General features: G+C 71.6%; 17 protein-coding genes. 13 read left to right on the top strand and 4 right to left on the bottom strand.

The features are described 5' to 3' along the window. The first annotated feature begins 35 nt into the window (after positions 1–35). Complete coding sequence (locus FHX81_RS39600; protein ID WP_141983546.1) at positions 36–1,184, top strand: NHL repeat-containing protein; 1,149 nt, start codon at positions 36–38, stop codon at positions 1,182–1,184. Positions 1,185–1,188: 4 nt separating this feature from the next. On the opposite strand, the gene FHX81_RS39595 is transcribed toward FHX81_RS39600, so the two are convergent. Beyond that, entirely contained in the window at positions 1,189–5,193 is a 4,005-nt protein-coding gene (locus FHX81_RS39595) for a serine protease (protein ID WP_170232365.1), read from the bottom strand. A 423-nt stretch (positions 5,194–5,616) separates the two neighbouring features. On the opposite strand from FHX81_RS39595, the gene FHX81_RS39590 reads away from it, so the two are divergent. After that, positions 5,617–6,297, top strand: a complete 681-nt coding sequence (locus FHX81_RS39590) for a glycoside hydrolase family 11 protein (RefSeq protein ID WP_141983544.1) — start codon at positions 5,617–5,619, stop codon at positions 6,295–6,297. A 107-nt stretch (positions 6,298–6,404) separates the two neighbouring features. Here the strand turns inward: FHX81_RS39590 and FHX81_RS39585 are convergent, their stop codons facing one another. Then, positions 6,405–7,343 (bottom strand): ArsR/SmtB family transcription factor, encoded by a 939-nt coding sequence (locus FHX81_RS39585; protein WP_141983543.1) that lies wholly within the window; start codon positions 7,341–7,343, stop codon positions 6,405–6,407. A gap of 126 nt (positions 7,344–7,469) precedes the next feature. On the opposite strand from FHX81_RS39585, the gene FHX81_RS39580 reads away from it, so the two are divergent. The 4 genes from FHX81_RS39580 (at position 7,470) to FHX81_RS39565 (ending at position 10,442) form a co-directional block, all read left to right on the top strand. Next, positions 7,470–7,931, top strand: coding sequence for a hypothetical protein (locus tag FHX81_RS39580; protein ID WP_141983542.1), 462 nt, complete (start codon positions 7,470–7,472; stop codon positions 7,929–7,931). A gap of 359 nt (positions 7,932–8,290) precedes the next feature. Beyond that, on the top strand, positions 8,291–8,716 hold the full coding sequence (locus tag FHX81_RS39575) for a helix-turn-helix domain-containing protein (protein WP_141983541.1): 426 nt from the start codon (positions 8,291–8,293) through the stop codon (positions 8,714–8,716). Between the two features lie 101 nt (positions 8,717–8,817). Next, entirely contained in the window at positions 8,818–9,228 is a 411-nt protein-coding gene (locus tag FHX81_RS39570) for a hypothetical protein (protein WP_141983540.1), read from the top strand. A gap of 26 nt (positions 9,229–9,254) precedes the next feature. Further along, positions 9,255–10,442: an MAB_1171c family putative transporter gene (locus FHX81_RS39565; protein WP_141983539.1), complete on the top strand. Its 1,188-nt coding sequence runs from the start codon at positions 9,255–9,257 to the stop codon at positions 10,440–10,442. A gap of 56 nt (positions 10,443–10,498) precedes the next feature. Here FHX81_RS39565 and FHX81_RS39560 read toward each other — a convergent pair whose 3' ends face one another. Together FHX81_RS39560 and FHX81_RS39555 are read right to left on the bottom strand one after the other, a co-directional pair. After that, the gene (locus FHX81_RS39560; protein WP_246108197.1) at positions 10,499–11,455 is read right to left on the bottom strand and encodes a cyclase family protein; all 957 of its coding nucleotides are present in this window, start codon (positions 11,453–11,455) and stop codon (positions 10,499–10,501) included. Positions 11,456–11,524: 69 nt separating this feature from the next. After that, a complete protein-coding gene (locus FHX81_RS39555; protein WP_141983538.1) occupies positions 11,525–12,484 on the bottom strand; it encodes an alpha/beta fold hydrolase in 960 nt (319 codons plus the stop codon). A gap of 96 nt (positions 12,485–12,580) precedes the next feature. Here FHX81_RS39555 and FHX81_RS39550 point away from each other — a divergent pair, with 96 nt between their 5' ends. The 7 genes from FHX81_RS39550 (at position 12,581) to FHX81_RS39520 (ending at position 23,103) form a co-directional block, all read left to right on the top strand. Next, on the top strand, positions 12,581–14,341 hold the full coding sequence (locus FHX81_RS39550) for a glycosyltransferase (RefSeq protein WP_342787252.1): 1,761 nt from the start codon (positions 12,581–12,583) through the stop codon (positions 14,339–14,341). A gap of 63 nt (positions 14,342–14,404) precedes the next feature. After that, positions 14,405–15,850 carry a class I adenylate-forming enzyme family protein gene (locus FHX81_RS39545; protein WP_141983536.1) on the top strand — a complete coding sequence of 482 codons (1,446 nt, stop codon included), beginning with the start codon at positions 14,405–14,407 and terminating at the stop codon, positions 15,848–15,850. Positions 15,851–15,926: 76 nt separating this feature from the next. Next, positions 15,927–17,111 (top strand): hypothetical protein, encoded by a 1,185-nt coding sequence (locus tag FHX81_RS39540; RefSeq protein ID WP_141983535.1) that lies wholly within the window; start codon positions 15,927–15,929, stop codon positions 17,109–17,111. Between the two features lie 677 nt (positions 17,112–17,788). Then, a complete protein-coding gene (locus FHX81_RS39535) occupies positions 17,789–18,745 on the top strand; it encodes a calcium/sodium antiporter (RefSeq protein WP_141983534.1) in 957 nt (318 codons plus the stop codon). 162 nt (positions 18,746–18,907) lie between these two features. Continuing rightward, entirely contained in the window at positions 18,908–20,383 is a 1,476-nt protein-coding gene (gene nhaC, locus FHX81_RS39530) for a Na+/H+ antiporter NhaC (protein ID WP_141983533.1), read from the top strand. 13 nt (positions 20,384–20,396) lie between these two features. After that, positions 20,397–21,836, top strand: coding sequence for a basic amino acid/polyamine antiporter (locus FHX81_RS39525; protein WP_141983532.1), 1,440 nt, complete (start codon positions 20,397–20,399; stop codon positions 21,834–21,836). Between the two features lie 16 nt (positions 21,837–21,852). Beyond that, the gene (locus FHX81_RS39520; protein WP_141983531.1) at positions 21,853–23,103 is read left to right on the top strand and encodes an arginine deiminase; all 1,251 of its coding nucleotides are present in this window, start codon (positions 21,853–21,855) and stop codon (positions 23,101–23,103) included. Positions 23,104–23,127: the final 24 nt, after the last annotated feature.

The following is a 23,127-nucleotide window of genomic DNA, read 5'->3' as shown; positions in this document are numbered from 1 at the left end:
AGTCCGATCCGGACACCCGGTACGAGGAGGCCCCGATGGACCGGCGTACCTTCCACCGATCCCTGTTGTTCAGCACGATCGCCGCGCCGCTGGTCTCCGCCGGTCCGGCGCAGGCCCGCCCGGTGCGGGGCGTGCCCCGCCGGTCGGTGTTCGAATTCGGCCTGCCGTTGGCCGAGCAGACGCACGAACTGGTCAAGGTGCCCGGGCTGACCCTGCTGCTGGTGTCGCAGATGTCCAACAGCCACCTGGTCAAGGCCCGGCTCGACCCGGCCACCGAGCAGGTCATCGCGACCCGGGCCCACCCGGTGGGCGGCGAGCAGGCCATGTTGCACGGCCTCGCGCTCTCGCGCCGCTACCCGGGCCTGGTGTGGGCGACCCAGCAGGGCGACAACCGGCTCCTGCTGATCGACCCCAACGGCGCGGACGTCGACGCACCGCCCCTGGTGCTCAGCGTGATCGACGTCCCGGCCCCGGGCCGGGGGCCGCACTACATCGGCGAGTACGGCGACCAGCTGTGGGTGAGCCTCAAGGAGAGCAACCACGTGCTGGAGATCGACCACACCAACCCGTCTTCCTTCCACCTCTACGAGGCGCACCCGAACCCGATCTTCGTGGCGCAGCACCCCGTGTCCGGCGAGTTCTACGCCAGCCAGGACGACTCCAGCCAGATCCTGCGCATCAACGCGCACACGCAGCAGGCGGGGCAGCTCGACATCCCGCCGGAGCACGGCCGCACACCGGTCGGTCTCATCGCCGACCCGACCGCGCTGTGGGTCGCGTTGCTGGGCACGCAGGAGCAGGGCACCGGCACGTTCGGCCGCATCGACGCCAACGGCGACACCACGTGGTTCCGCCTGAAGTCGTCGGAGGTCGCGGACGCGGGACTGCTGCACATCGCGTTCGAGCCGGGTAACACCAGCCGCCCCAGCGCGTGGCTGCTGGGCTCCTCCATCATCTGCGACGACGTCTACGACGTGGTCGTGCGGGTCATCTTCGACGCCGGCTACAACGAGGTGCTCGGCGAGGAGGTCACCGTGCTGCCGACCCAGCACTGCAAGGCCCACCGCCTGCTGCCGCTCTCCCGCAGCCTCTACGTCACCGAGTTGACCAGCTCCACCCTGGCCCAGCTCACCACCATCTCCTGGGACCGCCCCACCGACCCGGCGCCGGGTGATCCGAGCTGACCGGTCACGCGCACGGGTCGACGGGCTCGACACCGAGGGGCAGACGGTCCACTTCGGACGGTGTGTAGCCGCGACCGGCGGCGGCGCACAGGGTCGTGAACCACCGGGACGGGTCGAGGTCCAGCGACACGAACCCGTGCTTGTTCGCGGCGACCAACCGGGAACCGACCACCGCCGGCCTGGTCGTGTCCTCGGGCAGGCGGAACTCGCCGAGCAGCCGGGACGTCGCCGGGTCCCACACCTGGACCACCCCTCCTTCACCGGACGCGACCAGCTTCCCGTCCGGGGTGAACCCGATCGGCGCCACGCGCGCGGTGAGCGGGATCGGTGCCGAGGTGCCGCCGGACTCCAGGTCGTGCACGTAGGCGCTGCCGGACGCGTACTGGATCGCGACCTGCGGCAGCCGTGACGCGGCGGCGAGCATCGCGGGGTCCGTCTCGGGCGCGATCGGGTCGCCTTCGGCGCGTGTGCGCAGGTCCCACCAGCGCTGCTCGTAGGGCGTGTTCACCACCACGCGGTCGGGGTCGGGCGTGGCCAGGACCCTGCCGTGTTCCGCCGCCTGGAGCAGGTCGCGCGCGGTGTCGCCCACCCGCAGGGGCTCGCCGAGCGGGTCGCCGCTGTCCAGGTCCCATCGGGTGAGCAGCCCCGCGTGCAGGGTCACGGCGGTCCGGTCGCCGACCAGGGCGGCCGTGCTCGACCAGTGGCGGCCGTCCTGACCGTCGAGTTCGGCCGGTCTGGGCAGCCGGACCCGGTGCAGTCGAGCCAGGTCCCTGGTGTCGAGCACGACCAGCTCCGGGCCGTCGAACAGCAGCAGCCGCGCGTTGTCGCGGGTGAACCGCAGGAACAGCCTGCCCGGTGGGATCAGGTCCGGCACGTGGGCCAGCCGCCGCCGGGTCCGGGTGTCGATCAGCGACAGCCCCGGTGTGCCGTCGACCCCGCCACCGTCCACCACCGCCATCAAGGTCCCGTCCTCGGTGTGCGCCGGGTTGGCCAGGTCGGTCTGGCCCACGTGTCCCGAGTACTGCGAGCCGACTTCCTCGACCGGGCGGGGCGGGCGCATCCGCAGCACCGCCCGGCCGCGCACGTGCAGGATGTCGGGCGTGCCGTCGGGTGACCGCAGCACGACCGTGCCGGTGCCGAAGTCCTGGTCACCGCCCAGCTCGAAGCCCGGAACCCAGGACTGGTAGGCCCTCCCGTCACGCGCGTCGAGGTAGGTCACGAGGCCGGAGCCGTCGGTTCGACGGTCCGGCTCCACCAGCACGTACCGGCCGGTGAGGTCGGTCGCGGCGCCGAGGCAGTCCGGGGCGTTCCGGCGGAACACCTCGGCGCCGCTGAACACGTCGATCCCGGTGAGCACCTTGTGCGCGCACCGCAGCACCAGGCGTCCCTGGCGGGTGACGTTGGGCATGCCGGGCGTCGAGCGGACCTCCGCGCCGGTGTCGAGCGCGCGCACGGCGTGCACCAGGCTGTCGTCCCGCGCCTCGAACAACGCCACCGTGCCGGTCTCGTCGTCCAGCGCGGCGACGCCGAGCACCACCGCGGTCCCCCGCGGCGGCGGCACGAACCCCGTCACCCGGGATCGCCGGGTCAGGTCCCACACCTCGACCGCTTCGTCGTCGACCAGGACGAGGTGACGGCCCGACGGCGATACCTGCATGCTCGCGTCGTCCAGCGGCTCCGGGTCGGAGTCCGCGGCGCCGGGTCGCACCAGCACCGGGTCGCCGCGTTCACGCAGGTCCCACACGCGGATGGCCGCCGCGTCGTCGGCGACCGCCACCGTGGTGCCGTCTTCGCTCACCCGGATGATCCGCGCGCCGTCGACCTGGCCCAGCGGCCACGATCGCGGCGCGTCGCCCCACGGGTCGCGCCACGCGGTCAGTGCGCCGGCCGCCGTCGCGGACACCGCGACGTCGCCGGTCGGGGTCGTGGCCACGACGTCCATCGGCGCGGGGAAGCGGTCGACATCCACTTCGGCCACGTCGTGGAACACGGCCTGTTGTCGCAGCAGGGCGCCGTACCCGACCGCCGGGTCCTGCCGCCAGGACGCCAGCGCGAACTGCAGCGCACTCAGCGCGGAGATCCCGGCCTCCCGCTCGGCGAGGTCACGGAGCAGTTGCGCGGCCTGGTGGCGCACGGTGGTGTCGAGCTGCTGGTTGGCCGACACCGTGCGCGCCGTCAGCAGGGCCGACACCAGCAGCAGCACCGCCATCACGGCGACCGCGGCCCGCCGCGTGCGGGTGGACCGGCGCTGCGCGGCGTGGCCGGCGGCCACGTACTCGTGCTCCCGCCGGTCCACGTCGGACGGTCGCTGGTCGAGCCACTGCCGCGCGGTGCCGAGCGGCCCGCCGCGCAGCACCAGGCTCCGGTCGCGGCCCTCGCGCTCCCACTGCTCGGCGCGTTCGCGCACCTGCGCGTGCCAGGCCAGGAACTCCCGGTCGGCTTCCAGCCAGCCGCGCAGGGTCGCCCAGTTGCGCAGCAGCGCTTCGTGGGCGAGCGCGAGCACCCGCGGCTGGCCCGGGTCCTCGCGCACCACGAGCAGTCGTGCGCCCAGCAGCACGTCGACCACGCGCCGCAGGTCGTCGGGCACTTCGTCGACCCTCGTGGGGCGCAACGCGAAACCGTCCTCGGTGGGCCGGGCCAGGCGCACCAGCAGCCGCCGCACCGGTTCCCGCTCCGCCGGGCCGAGTCCCCGGTGGAACCGCTCGGCGTGGCCCGCCAGCGCACCCGCGACACCGCCCAGCCGGTCGTAGCCGCGCAGGGTGAGCAGGCCCGCTTCCCGTGCCTGCCACAGCTCGGTGAGGGTGAACTCGACCAGCGGCAGCAGGCCCGTCCCGGCCTGCGCGTCGGCCAGCACCCGGTCGACCACACCGTCCTGGTAGGCGACGCCGGGGGTGAGCGCCACGGGCCGTTCCACGGCCTGCCTCAGCCGGTCACCGGTCAGCGGTGCCACGAACACCGTGGCGTCGTCCAGCGCGGGCACGCCGCCGACGGCCAGCAGCCCGTCCAGCGAGCCGGCCCGCAGCGTGAGCACGACCCGGGGGCCGGCCGGCCCGGCGGTCAGCTCGTCCAGCAGGCGCAGCACGTCCCGCGCGGTGCCGGGGTCGCCGGTCACGACCTCCTCGAACTGGTCGAGCACCAGCACCGCGCCGGGCACGGCGGCGGGCCGCAGCACGGCCAGCAGTTCCTCGGCGGACTGACCGGGCACGGGGCGCACGATCGCCACCGGCGTGCCCGCCGCCTCCAGCCGCGGCCGCAACCCGGCGTCCACCAACGACGACTTGCCGCACCCCGACGGCCCGACCACCACGACGATCCGCTGCCGGGCCACCCGCTCGGCGAGCCGATCGACCTCCTCGTCGCGGCCGAAGAAGTACCGCGCGTCCTCGGCCCGGAACGCCCGCAGCCCGCGGAACGGGCACGGCGGCGCCAGCTCGCCCGCGACCCGCACCAGCGCCTCGGACGGGATCAGGTAGGCGGTGGCCGAGCCGCGTTCGGCGGCCACCGTCATGCCGATCACCGCGTCGAGGTCCTCGCTCCACACCGGTGAACCGCTGAACCCGCGCACGATGCGCGGCCCGTCGTCGGCCTGCATCTGCACCCACCCGGTGCCCTGCCGCTCGCGCAGGCTGCCGCCGGCCCACACGCCGTCGTCGTGGCCGGCCGGGAACCCCGGCACCCGGAACCGCTGCCCCCACGGGTTCTCCGCCGTGCCGAGCACCAGCGCCGCGGAACCCTCCGGTGGCGGCTCGGTGAGCCGCAGCAGCGCGATGTCGCCACGCCCGTCGGGTTCCGCCGGCCGCCACGCCCGCACACGCGCCGCGCGGGACGGCACCCCGGGCAGCATCGGGAAGTCGACCAGCACCCGTTCCGGCGGCTCGGCACCGTCGGCGACCACGTGCGCGCACGTGCACACCAGGTCCGGCGCGATCAGGAAACCGGCCCCCACGACCTGTCCCCGACCGTCCCGGACCCGGACGACCGCCGCGGGCAACGCGCGTGCCGATCCCATTGGGCTCCCCCGTTCGCCCGACATTCCCCCTCGTCCATCCTGCCCAAGCGGACAGCCCGGATGCCACGGCACGATCGGGTGATCTTGGCACGCCTCAGGGCGCGGTCCCGTGCGGACCGGGCGGACCGCCCCGGTTCGACGGGTTTCCGGAAGTTTTCCCGAACCGTTCCGGTGCCATAGCCCCGACAAAGCCACGACCTGGGTCGATATAGTCGGTGTGAGGTTGCGGCCTACTCATTTTCGCAATTCTACGAGAGTGTTTTCGCAACATTACGAGAATTGTTGACAGCGGCGCGGAGTCGGCCGAACACTGTCCGCATCGGCAGATCCCGCACCGACGTCGACCCGGTCACCGACCGGCCCGCCGGTTCCGCCGCACGTCGGGTCGCCCTTCGCCGGCCTCAACGAGGAGGAAGCACACCAATGGACGACAACGCCCCTGCGCGGCACCCGATCAGCCGCAGGACGTTCATCGGCGGCGCCGGAGCCCTGGCGCTCGGCTCCGGGCTGATCCTGCCCGGCACCGCCCACGCCCAGACCGTCACCACGAACCAGACGGGCAACCACAACGGTTATTACTACTCGTTCTGGACCGACGCCCAGAACACCGTCTCCATGACCATGGGGTCGGGCGGTCAGTACAGCACCTCGTGGCGGAACACCGGCAACTTCGTGTGCGGCAAGGGCTGGAGCAACGGGTCCCGCCGCACCGTGCGCTACTCGGGCAGCTTCAACCCCTCCGGCAACGGCTACCTGTGCCTGTACGGATGGACCTCGGGCCCGCTCGTCGAGTACTACATCGTCGACAGCTGGGGCAACTACCGGCCCACCGGCACGCACCGGGGCACGGTCACCAGCGACGGCGGCACGTACGACATCTACCACACGATGCGCTACAACGCCCCGTCCGTGGAGGGCACCAAGACGTTCGCCCAGTTCTGGAGCGTCCGCCAGCAGAGGCGGGTCGGCGGCACCATCACCACCGGCAACCACTTCGACGCCTGGAACCGGGCCGGCATGCAGCTGGGCAGCTTCCGCTACTACATGATCATGGCGACGGAGGGCTACCAGAGCAGCGGCAACTCGAACATCACGGTCAGCTAGACGAGTGCCGCGCAAGTCGAGGCGGTAGCCGGAGACGGGCGGAGGGTGTTCGGGTCGGTCCGTGAGGACCGACCCGAACACCCCTTTCCTTACCGCGCAACACCCGTCTAGGTGAACGCCCTGTCCAGCAACGAAGCCCCCAGAGCGGTGACCGCGTGCCGCACGGCCTGGTCGACCCGTTCGGTGGTGATGAGCCCGGCACGTCGCAGTACGGCGGCGTGCTGACTGGCACCGGACGGTGAGATGCCGAGTTCGCGGGCGAGGTCCGCGGTTCCGGGCGACCGGTCGGCGATCGCGGCCAGCACGTTCGCCCGCGTGGTGCCGAGCAGCGTCCGCAGGGCGTCCCCCGCGCCCCCTGGCGTCGCCCACAGCCTCGCCTCGGCGTATGCACCGGACCCGACCGGGTAGACGAGCAGCGGCGGACGCGACGGCTCGGACGGCACGAGAACGGGCACATCCGGCCCGCTGAACAGGGACCCGGCGAGGACGAGCCCTCGTCCACCCAGAGGCACGTCGCCCGACGCGCGACCGGCGACGGTGAGGACCGGTGGCCGCCACCGGACGGCCGGGTGCAGGCGGTTCAACATGGCTCCGATCCCCTCCACGGCCATGACCGTCGAGTGCCGCGCCTGTTCACTTCTCAGCGCCCTCCGGATCCGGCTCCACTGCGGACCGACCGCCGTCAGGTGGTACGCGCGCAGCGAATCCGCCAGGACGCGCCCGCCACCGGGGAACCGCCGCCGAACCGGCTCGGGCAGCTCCGGGTACCGGGCCACGAGCAGGGCCAGCCCTTCATCGAGTTCCCGGACCGGACCGATCAGGGTGAACAGGTCGATCACCGGCCCGTCCGCCGGTGCGAGGGCGGACATGACGTCGAGCAGGTCCCCGGCGAGCACCGACCGCAGCCGCGACCGCCACGCACCGAGCAGGTCCGCCCGGTCCCCGCGCTGAAGAGCGCGCATGCTCCACTGGGTCTCCGCCAACGGACCCCACACCGCCAGCCGAGTCCGCCACATGTCCGCTGCCGACAAGTGCACGTGCAGCACAGGACCATCCCCCGTCCACCGTGAGCTGGGCTATTCAGCCACCAATTAAGTGCCGTTGCGGAGACGGCGTCGACGACTCGAAACTGGTGCGGTTCGACGCTTTCTCGCCAGCAATGGAAGGAACGCATGAAGAACAGCATCATTGCCGTTGTCGCGGCTCTTGTGAGCGCATTCACCATGCTCGGCGCCGGTTCGGCATCGGCGACGACCCCCGCGTCCGCGCTTTCCGCTCCCGCGCCGGTCGCGGCGAACGAGGCCGGCTGGAAGTACGTCTTCATCGACAACAGCGCCTCCGACTACTGGCGCTGCGACCTCGGCACGTCCTGCACGTTCCAGCACTACGACGGGCTGGGCTGGTTCCTCCAGGCGGGCGAGCCCGGCTGGACCAACATGGGCGCGGCCGGATTCGGCGACCAGGTCTCGTCGCTCACGAACAGGTCGCCGTGGACGATGTACCTCTGGAACTGGACCGGAACCTGTTGGAGCCTGCTGTGGACGTCCCCTCCCGAGAACTGGGGGAACATCGCCCACCTCGACAACCAGACCGACGCCATCAGTCTCGGCATGATCATCCCGGATGCCTGCTGACGACGAACTGATGGGTGAATCGTGTCGTGGAATGTCGAAACACGATGTTCCACGACACGTTCCAGCAATTCACGGCGCTACCCCCTTCGCAGAGCGGTCCACCCCACGACCGAACGTATCGACCCTCACCGTTCCTGTCAATATATTGATCGATAAGCATCACCCGATCATCCAACCGATTGATCGTCCGCCTACGGCGTACTCGACCGGGCCGCGCCCAGCCGCGGCGACGGCGCCGTCCCCAGACCTCCCCGGTGCCGGGGTGTCCGACCCGAAGACCGAGTTCGGCACCGACCTCGGTGATAATCTCGCCGGAGCCGTATCACTTCACTGATCCGCACGGTGGCCGGAGGTGGTCCGTGAACGGGGAGCAGCCGGGTTCCCAGACCCTGGCCGAGAAAGTGGACTACCTGTTCCGGACGGTGCACCCGCGCGATCGCAAGCCGTTCACGCACCCGGAGGTGGCGAAGGCGACCGGGCTGTCCACCGGTGTGCTCTCCGCGCTGCGTTCGGGCAAGAACGTCAACCCCACCAAGGACACCCTGGAGAAGCTGGGGAAGTTCTTCGGTGTGCCGGCCGCCTACTTCCTGGACGACGAGCCCTCGGAGCAGATCAGCGCTCAGATCGCCCTGGCCGCGCTGCTGCGTGATGCCGGTATCGCCCGGGTGGCCGCCAGGATGGTCGGTCTGTCCGATGGCAGTCTGGAAACCGTCACGGCCATGACCGAGCAGCTCCGCAAGCTGGAGGGTCTCGACTCGGGCAACGCCGAGGGGCGTCGAACCTGATGTGGCGTCGCGGATCCCGTCGGATCGAACGGCGGTGCAGACGCGTGGTGAGCCGGCTGGCGATACCGGAGTCGCGCAGCGTGTGGGAACTGAGTCGCGCGGTGGGTGAGCAACGGGGCAGGCCGATCGAACTGGTGCCATTGCCGATGTCGGCCTCGGGTGCCTGCGGGCTGTGGATGGCGGGGACGTCCGCGGACTACATCTGCTACGAGCGCGACACCACGCCCGTCCACCAGGCGCACATCGTCCTGCACGAACTGGGGCACATCCTCTGCGGGCACCCCGGGTCCGAGCCGGTGGACTCGGCGCTCGCAGGCGTCTTCCCCGATCTGAGCGCCACGACCCTGAGGATCATGCTGGCTCGGCGGCACGCGGGTTTCTCCACCCGGCACGAGACCGAGGCGGAGACCGTGGCCTATCTGATCTCGGAGATCATCGACACGCGTCCACGCCGCGCACGACGAGGTCTCTCCGAGGTGAGCGACCGGCTGAGCCGGGCGCTGGAACAGTGATGAGCCGCTGAGGACGTCGAATCACCGTGGCCAGCACCGTCCACTTCATCGCCCTCGTGACCATCGCCGTGGCCGTCGTCTACCGGGCCACGACCTGGCGTGAGGATCGCAGGACCCCCGCCGGTCGGGCGCTGTCGCTGACGATGGTGCACCTGTTCATCGTCTACCTGCTCGGCTGGGCACCGTTCTACTGGCTGGTCTACGACGTGCTCGGGCAAGTACCCAGCCTGCCCCAGGTCATCCAGCACATCGCGTGGATGGCCATGTCCTTCCACGCCCACCTGTTCGTCATCCGGGTGTCCGCTCCCGCCGGACACCTGCGGCGACGCCTGCGCTTCGGCCGTGCCTTGTTCGCGACGGCCCTCCTGTTGCTGCTGATCGGCTACGTGATCGGCCCGCTGCGCCTCGGACTGCCGATCGTCGGGCCGAGCGGTACCCGTGACCCGGGTGTGCTCGTCTACGACTTGATCTGGGAGACCCACAACATCGTCGTGCTGGTCGACGTGCTGCTCGTCCGGTGGCGCAGCAGAACCATCGAGCGCACCTTCCTGCGGGTCGGCGTGCGCTTCATGGGTGCGGGCTGTCTGATCTGGCTCGTCATGCTGATCCACAAGGTGGCGTACCAGACGATCGTCAGCCTGGGCCACACCCTGCCGTACGAGGAGAACGGGGTGCACGGCATCCAGTTCCTGTTCTCCGCCCCGGGCGTGTGCTTGCTGGTGATCGGCATGACCATCCCGTCGTGGGGACCTCGGGTGGCCCGGTACCGGCGCCGGCTGCTCGCCTACCACCAGCTGACTCCGCTGTGGGAAGCACTCCGCCCGGTGGGAACGGCCACGCCGGTGGTGGCCCTGCGTGACCGGAACTCCCGGCTGCGCCACCGGGTCATCGGTATCCGCGACGCCCTGATCGGTCCGTTGCGCAACCACCTCAGCGACACCACGCTCCACCTGGCCAGGGAGCAGGCACTGCGGTCCGGCCTCACGGAAGGTGACGCGCAGGCCGTCGCCGAGGCCGCTGTCATCGCGGCCGCGGTCGCCGCGCACACCAGCGGCAAGCCCGCCACGGCCGATGCCGGCCGGCCACCGGACCTGCGCCGGGCACAGGACTTCGACTCGGAAACCGCCTGGCTGGTCAAGGTGAGCCGGGCCTACCGCCGCTCACCCATCGTGCGGGCCTGGAGCGACGGGCTCCGTCCCGGGCATCCCCGGTGAGTCCGGCGAGCGGATGCCACCCGCGCAGCCGGCGGCGAGGCCGCCGCGCTGTCCGGTCAGAACGTGGCGATGGGGTTGACCGGGCTGCCGGACGTGCCGGCGAAGCGGACCGGCGCGACCGCGAGGTGGAACTCCCACCGGCCGAGTTCGGCCGCCGTCGCCGCGCACGCCTCCAGGTCGCAGTTGTCGAGCAGCCACAGCCCCATCGCGACCAGGCCCACGGCGTGCACCGGCACCAACACGTCGTCGTACCCCGACGGCTGCACGTCCTGGGGCGTGTCGGCGCCGATCAGCGCGACGCCTCGTTCGTGCAGCCACGGCAGGCAGGACGCGTGCCAGCCGGCCTGCGTGGCGCCGCCGGGCTCACCGCTCTCGTGCCGGAACCGGCCGTGGCCGGTCCGCAGGAGCACCGCGTCGCCGGGCCGCACCCGCACACCCTGGCGGCGCTCGGCCTCTTCGAGGTCCTCGGGGTGCACGCCCTGGCCCGGTTCCAGCCACGGCACGTCGCGGACCTCCGCGACGTCCAGCAGGACGCCACGCGTGACGATCCCGTGGGCCGCCGCCGTGACGGCCGCCCACGCCGATCCCGTCGCCGCGTCCACCAGGGAGTGCGGCCGCCCGTTGTACATCGTGCCGTCCCAGAAGAGGTGGCACGGCGAGTCGAGATGGGTGACGGTGTTGCCGTGGAACGTGATGCCGAGCCGCTCCATCGAGAAGCCCCACCGCCGGTCGTCGCGGAACCCGGGCAGCGGCATGTTCTCGGCGCCCGGCATGTCGGCGGCGCACGGGCACGACGTCGTCGAGCGCTCCATGTGGTCGGGGACGGCGACCTCCCACGCGCACGACACGCTCCTGCCGTGGCGCACGGTCCGTGCCGCCGCCAGCCGGACGTCGTCGGTGATGTGGTTGAGGGTGCCGAGCTCGTCGTCGTCACCCCACCGTCCCCAGTTCGACAGCGTGGCGAAGTAGCCGAGCACGTCGTCCCGCGTGGGCATCGGTCGCTGCGCCGTCATCCCGGTATCGGCTCCTCCGGTCACGCGGTTCGAGGCACCGCAGGGTATCGGGCCCTGCGGTGGACCGCCTCACGCACGCGCCGTGGCACCGGATTCCGCGAACACCCCGTCCAGGACCGCCGCGAACGCGTCCGGCCGGACCAGCGGACCCAGGTGGTCCAGGCCCGGTACCTCCACCACCCGTCCCGCGGGCAGGTCGGCGCACGCCGCCGCGAGCGACTCGCCGGTCACCACGACCGACTCGCCGCCGCGCAGGACCACCGTCGGGCACCGCACCAGCGGCAGCGCGTCACGCCACGGGCACGAAATCGCCGTCCGGAACAGGTGCGCCTCCACCGCCGGCGCGCAGCGCAGCCGCACCCGGCCGTCCGGCTCCTCGGCCAGGCCGGACTCGGCGTAGTCGGCCAGGACCTCGGGCGCGAGGTGGGACAGCGGCGGCCGGGTGGACCAGCGGGCGAGCGCGTCGGCGCGGGACGGGAACTCCGCGCGCCGCCGGGCCGCCGCCTCGGCGAACGCCGGGTCGTCGTGCGTGGCGAGGATCGGCTCGTAGCAGACCAGCAGGTCGAACGTGCCCGGCGCACGTGATTCGGCCAGCAGCAGTGCCGTCCCGCCGAGCGAGTGGCCCACCCCGATCAGCGGGCCTGGCCCCACCGCGCGGGCGGCGGCGAGCACGTCGTCGGCGAACACGCCCCAGTCCGCGTCCTCGGCCAGTGGTGGGGCGTGGCCGTGGCCCCGGAGGTCGGGCGCCGCGACGCGCAACGGTGTCCGCAGGTTTTTCACAGCGGACCGCCACACGCGCCCGGCAAAGCCCGCCGCATGGCAGAACAACGCCGTCCGAACGGGCTCGCCCGAACGCGGACGATCATTGTCGGAGTGCGGCTCGAACCGGGATAACGCGAGGTCGGGGACGTGGTCCACGGCATCCCTTCGGACATCCGATCCATGGGCTGGCGCACCCGTCGGACAACACCTACGATCAGCGCCGGTAACGATCCAGTGCGGTGATTTACCGTGGTCGCTCCCCACCATAGTGGAATGGACGACCGATGAGGCGGTCGGCGGTGACGCCACCGCTGCGCGCGGGCACCACCCCACCCCACGTCGTGCTCGACCCGGCGCAGCGACGTGCCGCGTCGGCACGATCCCATCGGTGAAGGGCGCAGTGTGAACCCGACCCCGTTACCGGGCCTGGTCTCGGTCGTCATGTTGGTCCGCAACCGCCTGGAGTACACGCGCCGGGCGTTGGCGTCCCTGGCCCGCGCGTCCGGCGACTTCGAGATCGTGGTGGTGGACAACGGTTCCGACGACGGCACGGCCGAGTACCTGGCCGCGCTGGACCACCCGCGCCCGGTGACGGTGCTGCGCCACGATGACGACCGCGGCGGCAGCGAGCGGCGCAACGTCGGCGCGGCCGCGGCCCGCGGGGAGTTCCTGTTCTTCCTGGACAACGACGTGCTCGTGGACGACCTCGACGTCGTCGAGGTGCTCGCCGCCGAACTGGCCGCCGACCCGGGGCTCGGCGCGGTGTCGCCGTTGCTGCTCTACCCCGGTGACGGCGCGGTGGTCCAGTGCGCGGGTGGCGCGTCCACCGCCGACGGCCGCATCGGGCCGATCGGGCGCGGCCGTCCGCTCGGCGCGGAGCACCGGGAACACCGCGAGCAGTCCTGGGCGCCCACGGCCGCGCTGATGGTGCGGCACAGCTCGTTCCGGCGGGTCGGCGGGTTCGACACGGCGTTCGACCCGGTGTCGCTGTGCGAGGACGTCGACCTGTGCTGCCGCCTGCGCGCCGACGGTGAGCGGTTGCGCTACGTCGGGTCGGTGGCGATGCGGCACTTCGAGGGCACCACGTTCAACCACGTCGGCCACGACAAGCTGCCGATCTGGAAGCGGCACATGCGCGTGATCCGCAGCCGGTGGGCCGGGCTGTTCGCCGCCGGACCCGCGCACACCGCCGCCGACCTGGAGTGGGCGCCGGTCGTGAAGGACTACGCCGACCTGGACCGGCCCCGGGTGTCCGTGCTCGCCGACCCGGACTCCGCCCCGGCCGACCTGAGCTTCTTCGCCAGCGACCGGGTGCTGGCCACCGCCGAGCCCGCGGACGTGCGGGTCGTGCTCGTCGGAGCGGACCCGGTGCCGGCCGTGCGCGGGGTGCGGGTGGTCGGCGTGGCCGATCCCGACGTGCGCGCGTTGCTGCCCGTCGCACGCGCACACGGCGTGCCCTGGGCGTTGCGGGACGGGACGCGCCTGGTGGAGACCGTGCCCGCCGAGGGTGTCGTGGTGCGCGCGCCGGACACCGCGGCGGTGTTGACGGCGTTGCGGCGGGGCCTGCACGTGCTGCTGGACAAGCGGGCCGTGGACGACCTGGCCGGCCTGGTGGAGGCCGCGCGGCAGGCACCCGGCCGGTGCTCGGTCGACCTGCCGTGGGCGCACCACCCCGGCCTGGTCGAGGTGGCCAAGGCCGTCGCCGAGGGCCGCCCCGAGGGGTTCTCGCTGCACCTGGACCGGCCCGAGGGCCGTGACGTCGTCACCGACCTCGGCCCGGACGCGCTGGACGCCGTGGAACGGGCGCTCGGCGTGCCGGTGACCGACGTGCGGACGGTGGAGGCGACCCCCTCGCGCGTGCGCGCCGTGGCGGTGGCGGGCGGTCTCACCGGGACGATCGGGCTCGGCTGGGGCGAGCCCCGGTTCGAGCTGTCCGTCCCCGGCGCCGCACCGGTCACCGACCTCGCCGCGCCCGCCGTGAGCGGCGCCTACGCGGACTTCGTCGGCGCGCTGCGCGGCGGTCCGGCGCCGTTGACGGACCTGGACGCCGTGGCCGGCCTGTTCGACGTGGTGCTGGAGTGGCGGGCGGAAGTGGCCGCGCTGCTCTGGTTCGCACGGCTGTAGCGCGCACGGCTGTAGTTCGAGACCTCCCCCGCCCTGGCGGGCCCGAGCAGGAAGAGCCCTGGGATGAACCTGGTCGACGTGCTGCGTGCCGGAGCCGACGCCGGAGGGTGGCTGGACCGCCCGGCCTACGAGGTCGACGGCGCCGCGTTGACGCACGCCGACGTGTACGACGGCGCCGGCCGCGTGGCCGGGGCGCTGGTCGCCTCGGGCGTGCGGACCGGTGACCGCGTCGCACTCGTGCTCGACGACGGCCCGGACTTCGTGCTGGCCTTCCTGGGCGCCGCGCACGCCGGCGCGGTGGCCGTCCCGATCAACCCCCGGCTGCACCCCGACGAACTGCGCCAGGTGCTGCACGCCGCCCGGCCCGCGCTGGTCGTGGGCAAGCCGGACTTCACCGCCGCCGGCTTCCGGGTGACGACGTTCGCCGACCTCGACGGCGCGTCACCGATCCCCGCCGCACCCCGTGCCGCGGACGACCAGGTGTATGCGACGTTCACCTCCGGCACCACGGGCGTGCCCCGCCTGGTCCCGCAGCTGCACGGCGACCCGATCGTGCACCACCGCTCGTTCGCCGCAGCGGCACTCGAACTCGGGCCGGACGACGTCGTGCACTCGGTGTCCAAGATGTACTTCGCCTATGGCCTCAGCAACTCCCTGTTCTTCCCGTTGATGAGCGGCAGCCGCGTGGTGCTCAACCCCGAGGCCCCGGTGGTGGACGACGTGCTCGCGATCGTGGACAAGTACGAGGTCACCGCCCTGTTCGCCGTGCCGACGTTCTACAGCCGGCTCATCGCCCACCCCGGCAGCGACCGGCTGGCCCGGCTGCGCGTCGCCGCCACCGGCGGCGAGGTCCTCGCGCCCGCCCTCGAAGAACGCCTGGTGGACGTCCTCGGTGACCGCCTGCTCAACGGCATCGGCACCACCGAGGTCGGGCAGGCGTTCACCCACAACACCCGCACGGCCCGCCGGTTCAACACCGCCGGACGCGCCCTGCCGCCGTTCGAGGTCCGCGTGGTGGACGACGAGGGCGCCCCCGTCGAACCGGACGTGACCGGCCGGTTGCAGGTGCGCGGCCCGACGATCACGCTCGGCGTCGCCGAGGACGGCACGGTCCGGCGCGCCGACGGCTGGTATGCGACCGGCGACCTGGCCTCGATCGACGCCGACGGCTACGTGCGCGTGACCGGGCGCCTGGACGACGTCGAGAACGTCGGCGGCATCAAGGTCCACCCGCTCGAAGTCGAACACCTCCTCTCGAGCCATCCCCTGGTGCGGGAGGCGGCGGTCTGCGCGGTCTCCAACCGCGACGATTCGGTCCAGCTGCGGGCGTACGTGGTGCGCGCCGACGGGCCGCTCGAGGACGACCACCTGGCCGACGAGCTGACCACGCTGGCCCGCCGCCACCTGACGGCCTACAAGGTGCCCCGCAAGGTCGTGTTCGTGCCGTCCCTGCCGCGCACCGGATCGGGCAAGCTGCGCCGCCACGTCGTGCGCACCTGGAAGCCCTGACCCGAACCCGGGTGTCACGTTCGTCGCCCTCGTGACGAGTAATCACGTGTACACCCCTGGGGCAGAGAGGCATCCGATGACGCAAACCACTGGTGACGTGCGGGCGCTCGACGACGGCACGCCGCCCACGGTCGCCGACGTCGACCGGATCGCCGCGCACACCGACCCCGTCGTCCGCAACCTGCAGATCACCCACTGCTACCACCAGCTGTCCCGTGCCCTGGCGCAGCGGACCGGCGGATCGGCGAACTGGTGCACGTTCGCCGTGTGGGCGTCCAAGCAGGTCGGCCAGACCATCCGGCAGGAGGACCCGGCCCGCCTGCTGGAGCGGATGCTGGCCACCTCGCCCGACATCGCCGCCGGTATCGACCTGCTGGTGCGCGCCCTGCGGCGAGCCGTCCCCCAGCAAACCCTGGACCACGCCGAGCAGGCGGTGCGCCGTACCGTCGTGGCCGCCACACGGCTCGACGCGGCCGCCGACGCGTCCGCACGCGGCAACCTCAAGGTCTTCGAGGAGATCGCCCGCGAGTTCGCCCGCTTCCTGGCCCTGCCCGCCGACGGCCTCGACGGGTTCGACGCCGCCCTGCGTCCCGGCGAGCCGCCCGAGGGCCAACGCCTGCTCCGACAGGCGTTCACCCATTACCACCAGGCGACGTCCACGACCGACCCGAAGGCCCGCGCCGAACTCCTGCTGCTGGCCAACGTCGAGATCGGCCTGCACGAGCAGACCCGTCTCCAGCCGGAGATCACCGCCGCCCTGCAGGCGCCCGTCCTCGACCCCCGCGACCTCGAACGCCGACTGCTCGACCAGCTCCTGCCCGGCAACCGCGCCGTCAAGTGGCTCCGGCGCGTGCTGCTGACCGTGCTGGGCCGTCGCACTCCCCTGCGGCTGGCCGGTGAGCACCTGGCCGACCACGCCCGTGCGCTGGCCCGTCGCGCGGTCACCGAGCACCTGATGACACTCGCGCTGCCCGGCGGCGACCTGCTGGACCTGAGTGAAGACCTCCCTTCCGTGTTCCCCCCGCTGCTCGCCGAGCTGTCCCACCCGGAACTGCTCGCCCTGCTCGAGACCGTCGACCCGACCCCCGACGACCTCCTCGGCACCGCCGCCCGTGACTGGTCCGACCTACCCGACCGCATGCACTACATCGCCGACATGTTCCGGTGCCACGCCCACCGCACCGACCTGCTCGACCCGCCCTTCACCCCCGATCAGATCGCCGCCCTGACCGACGGCCACCGCCCCACCGGCCCCCTGTAGCCGTACCGACAGCGAGGTCGCGGACGGTCCGACACGTGGTCGGATGATGTCGGGCTCCGGGTTCGGTGTGGATCGCGACGTCCACACCGAACCGACGGAGGCCGTCGTGAGGGTGGACCGCCGCGACGGGCCGCCGAACGCTTCCCCGTCTCTCCGACCACCGCCGCCTGCCGGCCGGGGCGCTACCAGCAGTCGGGCGAGGCGGACATGGCCGAGGCGGACATGGTCGACCGCTCCAGCCGGCCGCCGCGCAGCCCGCACCGCATACCTGCTCGGTCTGCCCCCCTTCCACCGTGCGCTTCGGTTCACGTGGACATCAGGAGACCGGGCGCTCCTACCTGTACAACGCCGTAGCCGACCACCACCGGCCCGCCTACGCCGACGTCCTGCCCGCCGAGACCAGGGAAACGGCGGTCGCGAGTCGGACCAGGACCCAGGCGGCCTCCAGGACGGATGGACCTACGCCCGGCCCTACCGGCCCAAGCCCAAGGACGGACGGCGCTGCCGCACCGGCTGCACACCTCCAACCACCATTTCGGCCGACAACCCGCCACCGGAGTACCAATCGCACCGCCAGTCACCTGGCCGTCCGCCGCGGTTGCGGGCCGCGAGCGGACCGATGACCATCGGGCACGGACCGGTGACGCCGTCGAACCCCGGCCACCAGGGAGGCTGCGGTGGCGACGTCCGCGGCGGCACTGCTGCTGGGGCTGGCGATGCTGGTCGCCGGCGCCGACCTCGTGGTGCGCCAGGGCACCACCCTCGCCGCCCGGGTCGGCGTCAGCCCGCTCGTGGTCGGGATGACCGTCGTCTCGCTCGGCACCAGCCTGCCGGAGCTGGCCATCGGCATCAACGCCGCCCACCAGGGCAACGCCGGGCTCGCGGTGGGCAACATCGTCGGCACCAACCTGGTCAACGTGCTGCTCATCCTCGGGTTGAGCGCGGTGATCCGGCCCGTCTCGTTCGAACCGAGGACGCTGCGCGTGGACCTGCCGGTCATGACCGGCGCGGCGGTGCTGCTCCTCGTGCTCGCCCTGAACGGCTCGCTGACCAGCGCGGACGGCGTGTGGCTGTGCGCCTACGGCGCGGCGTACCTCGCGCTCATGGTCGTCCACGCCAAGCGTTCGGCCACGACCGCCGAGGACGTCCCGAGCGGTGACGCCCGTGCCCGGCCGGCAGCTCCGCAGGTGATGCTGCTGGTCGCGGGTCTGGCCGTCATCGTCGTCGGTGCGGAGTTCCTGGTGGACGGCGCGGTGAGCATCGCCCGCATCTGGGGCGCGAGCGACACGGTCATCGGCCTGACCGTCGTCGCGATCGGCACCTCCGCACCGGAACTCGTCACCACGATCGTGTCCACCGTGCGCGGCGGCGACAGGTCGCTCGCCCTGGGCAACCTCCTCGGCTCCAGCGTGTTCAACATCGCCCTCATCCTCGGACCGACCGTCATCGCCGCGCCCGGCGCCGTCCCGGTGCCCTCCGACCTGCTGGCCCTCGACATGCTCCTCATGGTCACCACCGCTCTCGTGTGCGTGCCCGCCTTCTTCACCCGCAGGCAACTCACCCGGGGTGAAGGCGGCGCTTTCGTGGCCGCGTATGTCCTTTACACGACCTGGCTCATCATGACCCGGCTGTGACGGGGCCACGCTTGTCACTCGATCGTGGCGTGTTTTTGCGGGGTCACAGACCCCGACCTACCGTGATTGGGCCATGCCGGATCCAGCGCGGGACGACCACCGGCCGCGAGTGTCGCGACCGGACCTCCCCGTGCCGCGACCCGGCCCGCCACCGGGGCGACCGTGACCCGCCCCGGCAGCCACCGGCACGTCCGCGCACCGTCCCTCGTGGACGCGACCGTGCCGCTGGTGGCGCTGGTGGTCCTGATCGGCGGCTCGCTGGCCCTGTTCGGCCTCGACGCCCTCGACGGCCCCATCCAGGTCGCGCTCGTGCTGTCCGCGATGGTCGCCGCGCTCGTCGTGCTCAAGAACGGCCACCACTGGGACGAAGTCCAGGCCGCGAGCCAGCGCGCGCTCACGTCCATCACCAGCGCCGTGTTCATCCTGCTCGCGGTCGGGGCGCTGATCGGCGCCTGGAACCTGTCCGGCACCATCCCGACGCTGGTCTACTACGGCCTGCAAGTCCTCTCCCCCACCTGGTACTACGCCGCGACCGCGCTCATCTGCGGCATCGTCGCCATGTCCATCGGCAGCTCGTGGACCACCTCGGGCACCATCGGCGTCGGACTGGTCGGCATCGCGCTCATGCTCGGCCTCTCCCCCGGCATCACGGCCGGCGCGGTGATCTCGGGCGCCTACCTCGGCGACAAGCTCTCCCCGCTGTCGGAGACGACCGTCCTCACCGCCCAACTGGCCGGGGTCGACGTCCACCAGCACATCAAAGGCCAGGCGTGGACGTCGCTGCCCGCGTTCGGCCTCGCGTTCATCCTGTTCGGACTGATCGGCCTGTTCTGGGGACCGGCACCGACCGACGCGGCCGACACCGCCTCCGAGCTGTCCGCGCTCGGCGACATCTACTGGATCAGCCCGGTCAACCTGCTCCCGCTGGTTCTGCTCGCGGTCCTGTCCATCCGCAAGGCCCCCGCGTCCCTGGCGTTGATGGCCTCGGCCCTCTTCGCCGGCGTGCTGGCGGTCTTCACCCAGCACGACGTCGTGCGCGCGTTCGTCGCCGACCCCGGCCTCGACCCGGTGCGGACCGGCATTCACGCGGTGTGGCAGGCGCTGGCCACCGGTTTCTCGATCGACTCCGGCCTCGCCGACGTCGACCGGCTGCTGTCCCGCGGCGGCATGGACAGCATGCTGCTCACCCTCTGGCTGATCATCGGCGCGGTCACGTTCGGCACCGTGCTGGAGGAGTTCGGCCTGATCAAACGACTGATCGACCCCATGATCCACGCCGCGCGCAGCACCGGCCGGCTGTTCCTCGCGGTGTTCGCCACCGGGTTCGGGCTCAACGTCGTCGCGGGCGACCAGTACATCGCACTCGTGCTGCCGTCCAAGGTCTTCCGAGCCGAGTTCGCCCGCCGGGGACTCGCGCCGACGAACCTCTCCCGGCTGGCCGCCGACAGCGGCACGGTCACCTCGCCGTTGGTGCCCTGGAACTCGTGCGGCGCCTTCATGAGCGCCACGCTGGGCGTGTCGACGCTGCTGTACCTGCCGTTCTGCTTCTTCAACATCGCCAGCCCGCTGCTGAGCGTGGTCTACGGGTTCACCGGCTTCCGGATCGAGAGGACGCGCCAGGCGCAAGCCGACGCGTGAACAGGTGACGACCATGACGGTGACCGAAGCCAGGAAGTCGCAGCAGATGCCCCTGCTGACGCTGACCGCGATGGTGGTCGGTTCGATGGTCGGCGCGGGGGTGTTCTCGCTGCCCCGCAACTTCGCCCAGGCGACCGGGGTGTTCGGCGCGATCATCGCCTGGACCATCGCGGGCGTCGGCATGCTCATGCTCGCGTTCGTGTTCCAGACCCTCGCGGTGCGCAAACCCGAGCTGGACGCCGGCGTGTACGCGTACGCCAAAGCAGGGTTCGGCGAGTTCCCCGGCTTCTTCTCCGCGTTCGGCTACTGGGCGAGCGCGTGCGTCGGCAACGTCAGCTACTGGGTGCTGATCAAGTCGACGCTCGGCACCGTGATACCGGGCCTCGGCGAGGGCAACACCGTGCTCGCGGTGGCGATCTCCGCCGTCGGCGTGTGGGCGTTCCACTACATGATCACCCGCGGGGTGAAGGAGGCCGCGGCGATCAACCGGATCGTCACGATCGCCAAGCTGGTGCCCATCCTGACGTTCGTGGTCATCCTGGCCGTGACGCTGAAGGCCGGCGTGTTCGCCGACAACTTTTGGGGCGGCACGGAACCGTCGGCCGGCGCGCTGTTCGAGCAGGTCCGGTCGACCATGCTGGTCACGGTGTTCGTGTTCCTCGGTGTCGAGGGTGCGAGCGTCTACTCCCGGTACGCGCGCAAGCGCAGCGACGTCGGCCGGGCCACGGTGCTCGGCTTCCTCAGCGTGCTGGCGCTGTTCGCATCCGTGACGCTGCTGTCCTACGGCGCGGCGGGCAAGGACGACCTCTCCGGGCTGCGGCAACCGTCGATGATGGGCGTGCTGGAATCGGTGGTCGGCACGTGGGGCTCGGTGTTCATCGGCGTCGGCCTGATCGTCTCGGTGCTCGGCGCCTACCTGGCGTGGACGCTGATGGCCGCCGAAGTGCTGTTCGTCGCCGCGAAGGACGACGACATGCCGCGGTTCCTCAAGCGCGAGAACCACCAGGGCGTACCGATCGCCGCGTTGGTGATGACCAGCACGCTCATCACGCTGGTGCTCGCCGTGACCGTGTTCTCCGACGACGCCTTCACGTTCACGCTCAAGCTCTGCAGCTCCCTGTCGCTCATCCCCTACCTGCTGGCCGCCGGGTACGCGTTGCGCATCGGGGTCCGCGGCGAGACCTACGAGCACGACCGCGGCGCGCGGGGCAAGGAGGTGGCCATCGCGGCCCTCGCCGTCCTCTACACCGCGTTCCTGATCTTCGCGGCGGGCATCGAGTTCCTGTTGCTGTCGTTCATCGTCTACGCGCCGGGGACGGTCCTGTTCGTGATGGCACGCCGGGAACAGGGCAGGCGCGTGTTCTCCGCCGGCGAGCTGGCGCTGTTCGTCCTCGCCGTCGTGCTGGCCGTGCTCGGCGTGATCGGCCTCGCCACCGGTCTGATCGTCATCTAACGAGAGGGACAAGGACATGACCGACACGGCCCAGCGCCCGTCCGCGACGTACGGCGTGCACTCCGAGGTGGGCACGCTGCGCAAGGTGCTCGTCTGCGCACCCGGCCTCGCCCACGCCCGACTGACCCCCACCAACTGCGACGCGCTGCTGTTCGACGACGTGATGTGGGTGCAGAACGCCGTCCGCGACCACTTCGACTTCATGGCCAAGATGCGCGAACGCGGGGTCGAGGTCGTGGAGCTGCACAACCTGCTCACCGAAACCCTGGACGTGCCGGGAGCCAAGGAATGGCTGCTGGACCGCAAGATCGTCGTGGACGAGGTCGGGATCGGCCTCGTGGACGACACGCGGGCGTTCCTGGAGAGCCTGGAGCACCGCAAGCTGGCCGAGTACCTGATCGGCGGCCTGTCGACGGCGGACCTGCCACCGGACTTCCGGCCCGGCTACATCGCGCTGGCCCGTGAGTCCACCGGTGTGCCCGAGTACCTGATGCCGCCGTTGCCCAACACACTCTACACCCGTGACACGACGTGCTGGCTGTACGGGGGCGTGACGCTGAACCCGCTGTACTGGCCCGCGCGGCACGACGAGACGTTGCTGATGAAGGCGATCTACGAGTTCCACCCCGACTTCGTCGGTTCCACGGTGTGGTGGGGCGACCCGGAACGGCACTGGGGCCTGTCGACGCTGGAGGGCGGCGACGTGATGCCGGTGGGCAACGGCGTGGTGCTGGTCGGGATGAGCGAGCGGTCGTCACGGCAGGCGATCACCCAGCTGGCGGTTTCCCTGTTCGAGAGCGGCGCGGCGGAACGCGTGATCGTCGCCGGCATGCCGAAACTGCGCGCGGCGATGCACCTGGACACCGTCTTCACCTTCGCCGACCACGACTGCGTGACGACGTTCCCGAACATCGTCGACGGCATCCATGCGTTCACCTTGCGCCCCGGCGACCCGATCGAGGTGACCGAGGAGAAGCAGTCCTTCGTCGACGTGGTGGCCGACGCCCTGAACCTGCCCAAGCTGCGCATCGTGGAGACGGGCGGCGACGCCTACGCCTCCGAACGAGGCCAGTGGGACAGCGGCAACAACCTGGTCGCCCTCTCCCCCGGCGTCGTCATCGCCTACGACCGCAACACCCACACCAACTCCCTGCTGCGCAAAGCCGGCATCGAAGTCGTCACCATCGTCGGCGCCGAACTGGGCCGCGGCCGCGGTGGCGGCCACTGCATGACCTGCCCGATCGTTCGCGATCCCGTCGATTACTGACCAGGTTCACCTACGATTCCGACC

Source organism: Saccharothrix saharensis, assembly GCF_006716745.1.
GTDB classification, from domain to species: Bacteria; Actinomycetota; Actinomycetes; order Mycobacteriales; family Pseudonocardiaceae; genus Actinosynnema; species Actinosynnema saharense.
Note: the sequence above shows the minus strand (reverse complement) of the source record. Positions and strands in the feature narration are given on the sequence as shown.

Coding starts and splice junctions, on each gene's coding strand:
- FHX81_RS39595 (WP_170232365.1), bottom strand. CDS start 5,193: ATGGGATCGGCACGCGCGTTGCCCGCGGCGGTCGTCCGGGTCCGGGAC.
- FHX81_RS39590 (WP_141983544.1), top strand. CDS start 5,617: ATGGACGACAACGCCCCTGCGCGGCACCCGATCAGCCGCAGGACGTTC.
- FHX81_RS39555 (WP_141983538.1), bottom strand. CDS start 12,484: ATGGTGGGGAGCGACCACGGTAAATCACCGCACTGGATCGTTACCGGC.
- FHX81_RS39525 (WP_141983532.1), top strand. CDS start 20,397: ATGACGGTGACCGAAGCCAGGAAGTCGCAGCAGATGCCCCTGCTGACG.
- FHX81_RS39545 (WP_141983536.1), top strand. CDS start 14,405: ATGAACCTGGTCGACGTGCTGCGTGCCGGAGCCGACGCCGGAGGGTGG.
- FHX81_RS39580 (WP_141983542.1), top strand. CDS start 7,470: ATGAAGAACAGCATCATTGCCGTTGTCGCGGCTCTTGTGAGCGCATTC.
- FHX81_RS39520 (WP_141983531.1), top strand. CDS start 21,853: ATGACCGACACGGCCCAGCGCCCGTCCGCGACGTACGGCGTGCACTCC.
- FHX81_RS39540 (WP_141983535.1), top strand. CDS start 15,927: ATGACGCAAACCACTGGTGACGTGCGGGCGCTCGACGACGGCACGCCG.
- FHX81_RS39560 (WP_246108197.1), bottom strand. CDS start 11,455: ATGACGGCGCAGCGACCGATGCCCACGCGGGACGACGTGCTCGGCTAC.
- FHX81_RS39600 (WP_141983546.1), top strand. CDS start 36: ATGGACCGGCGTACCTTCCACCGATCCCTGTTGTTCAGCACGATCGCC.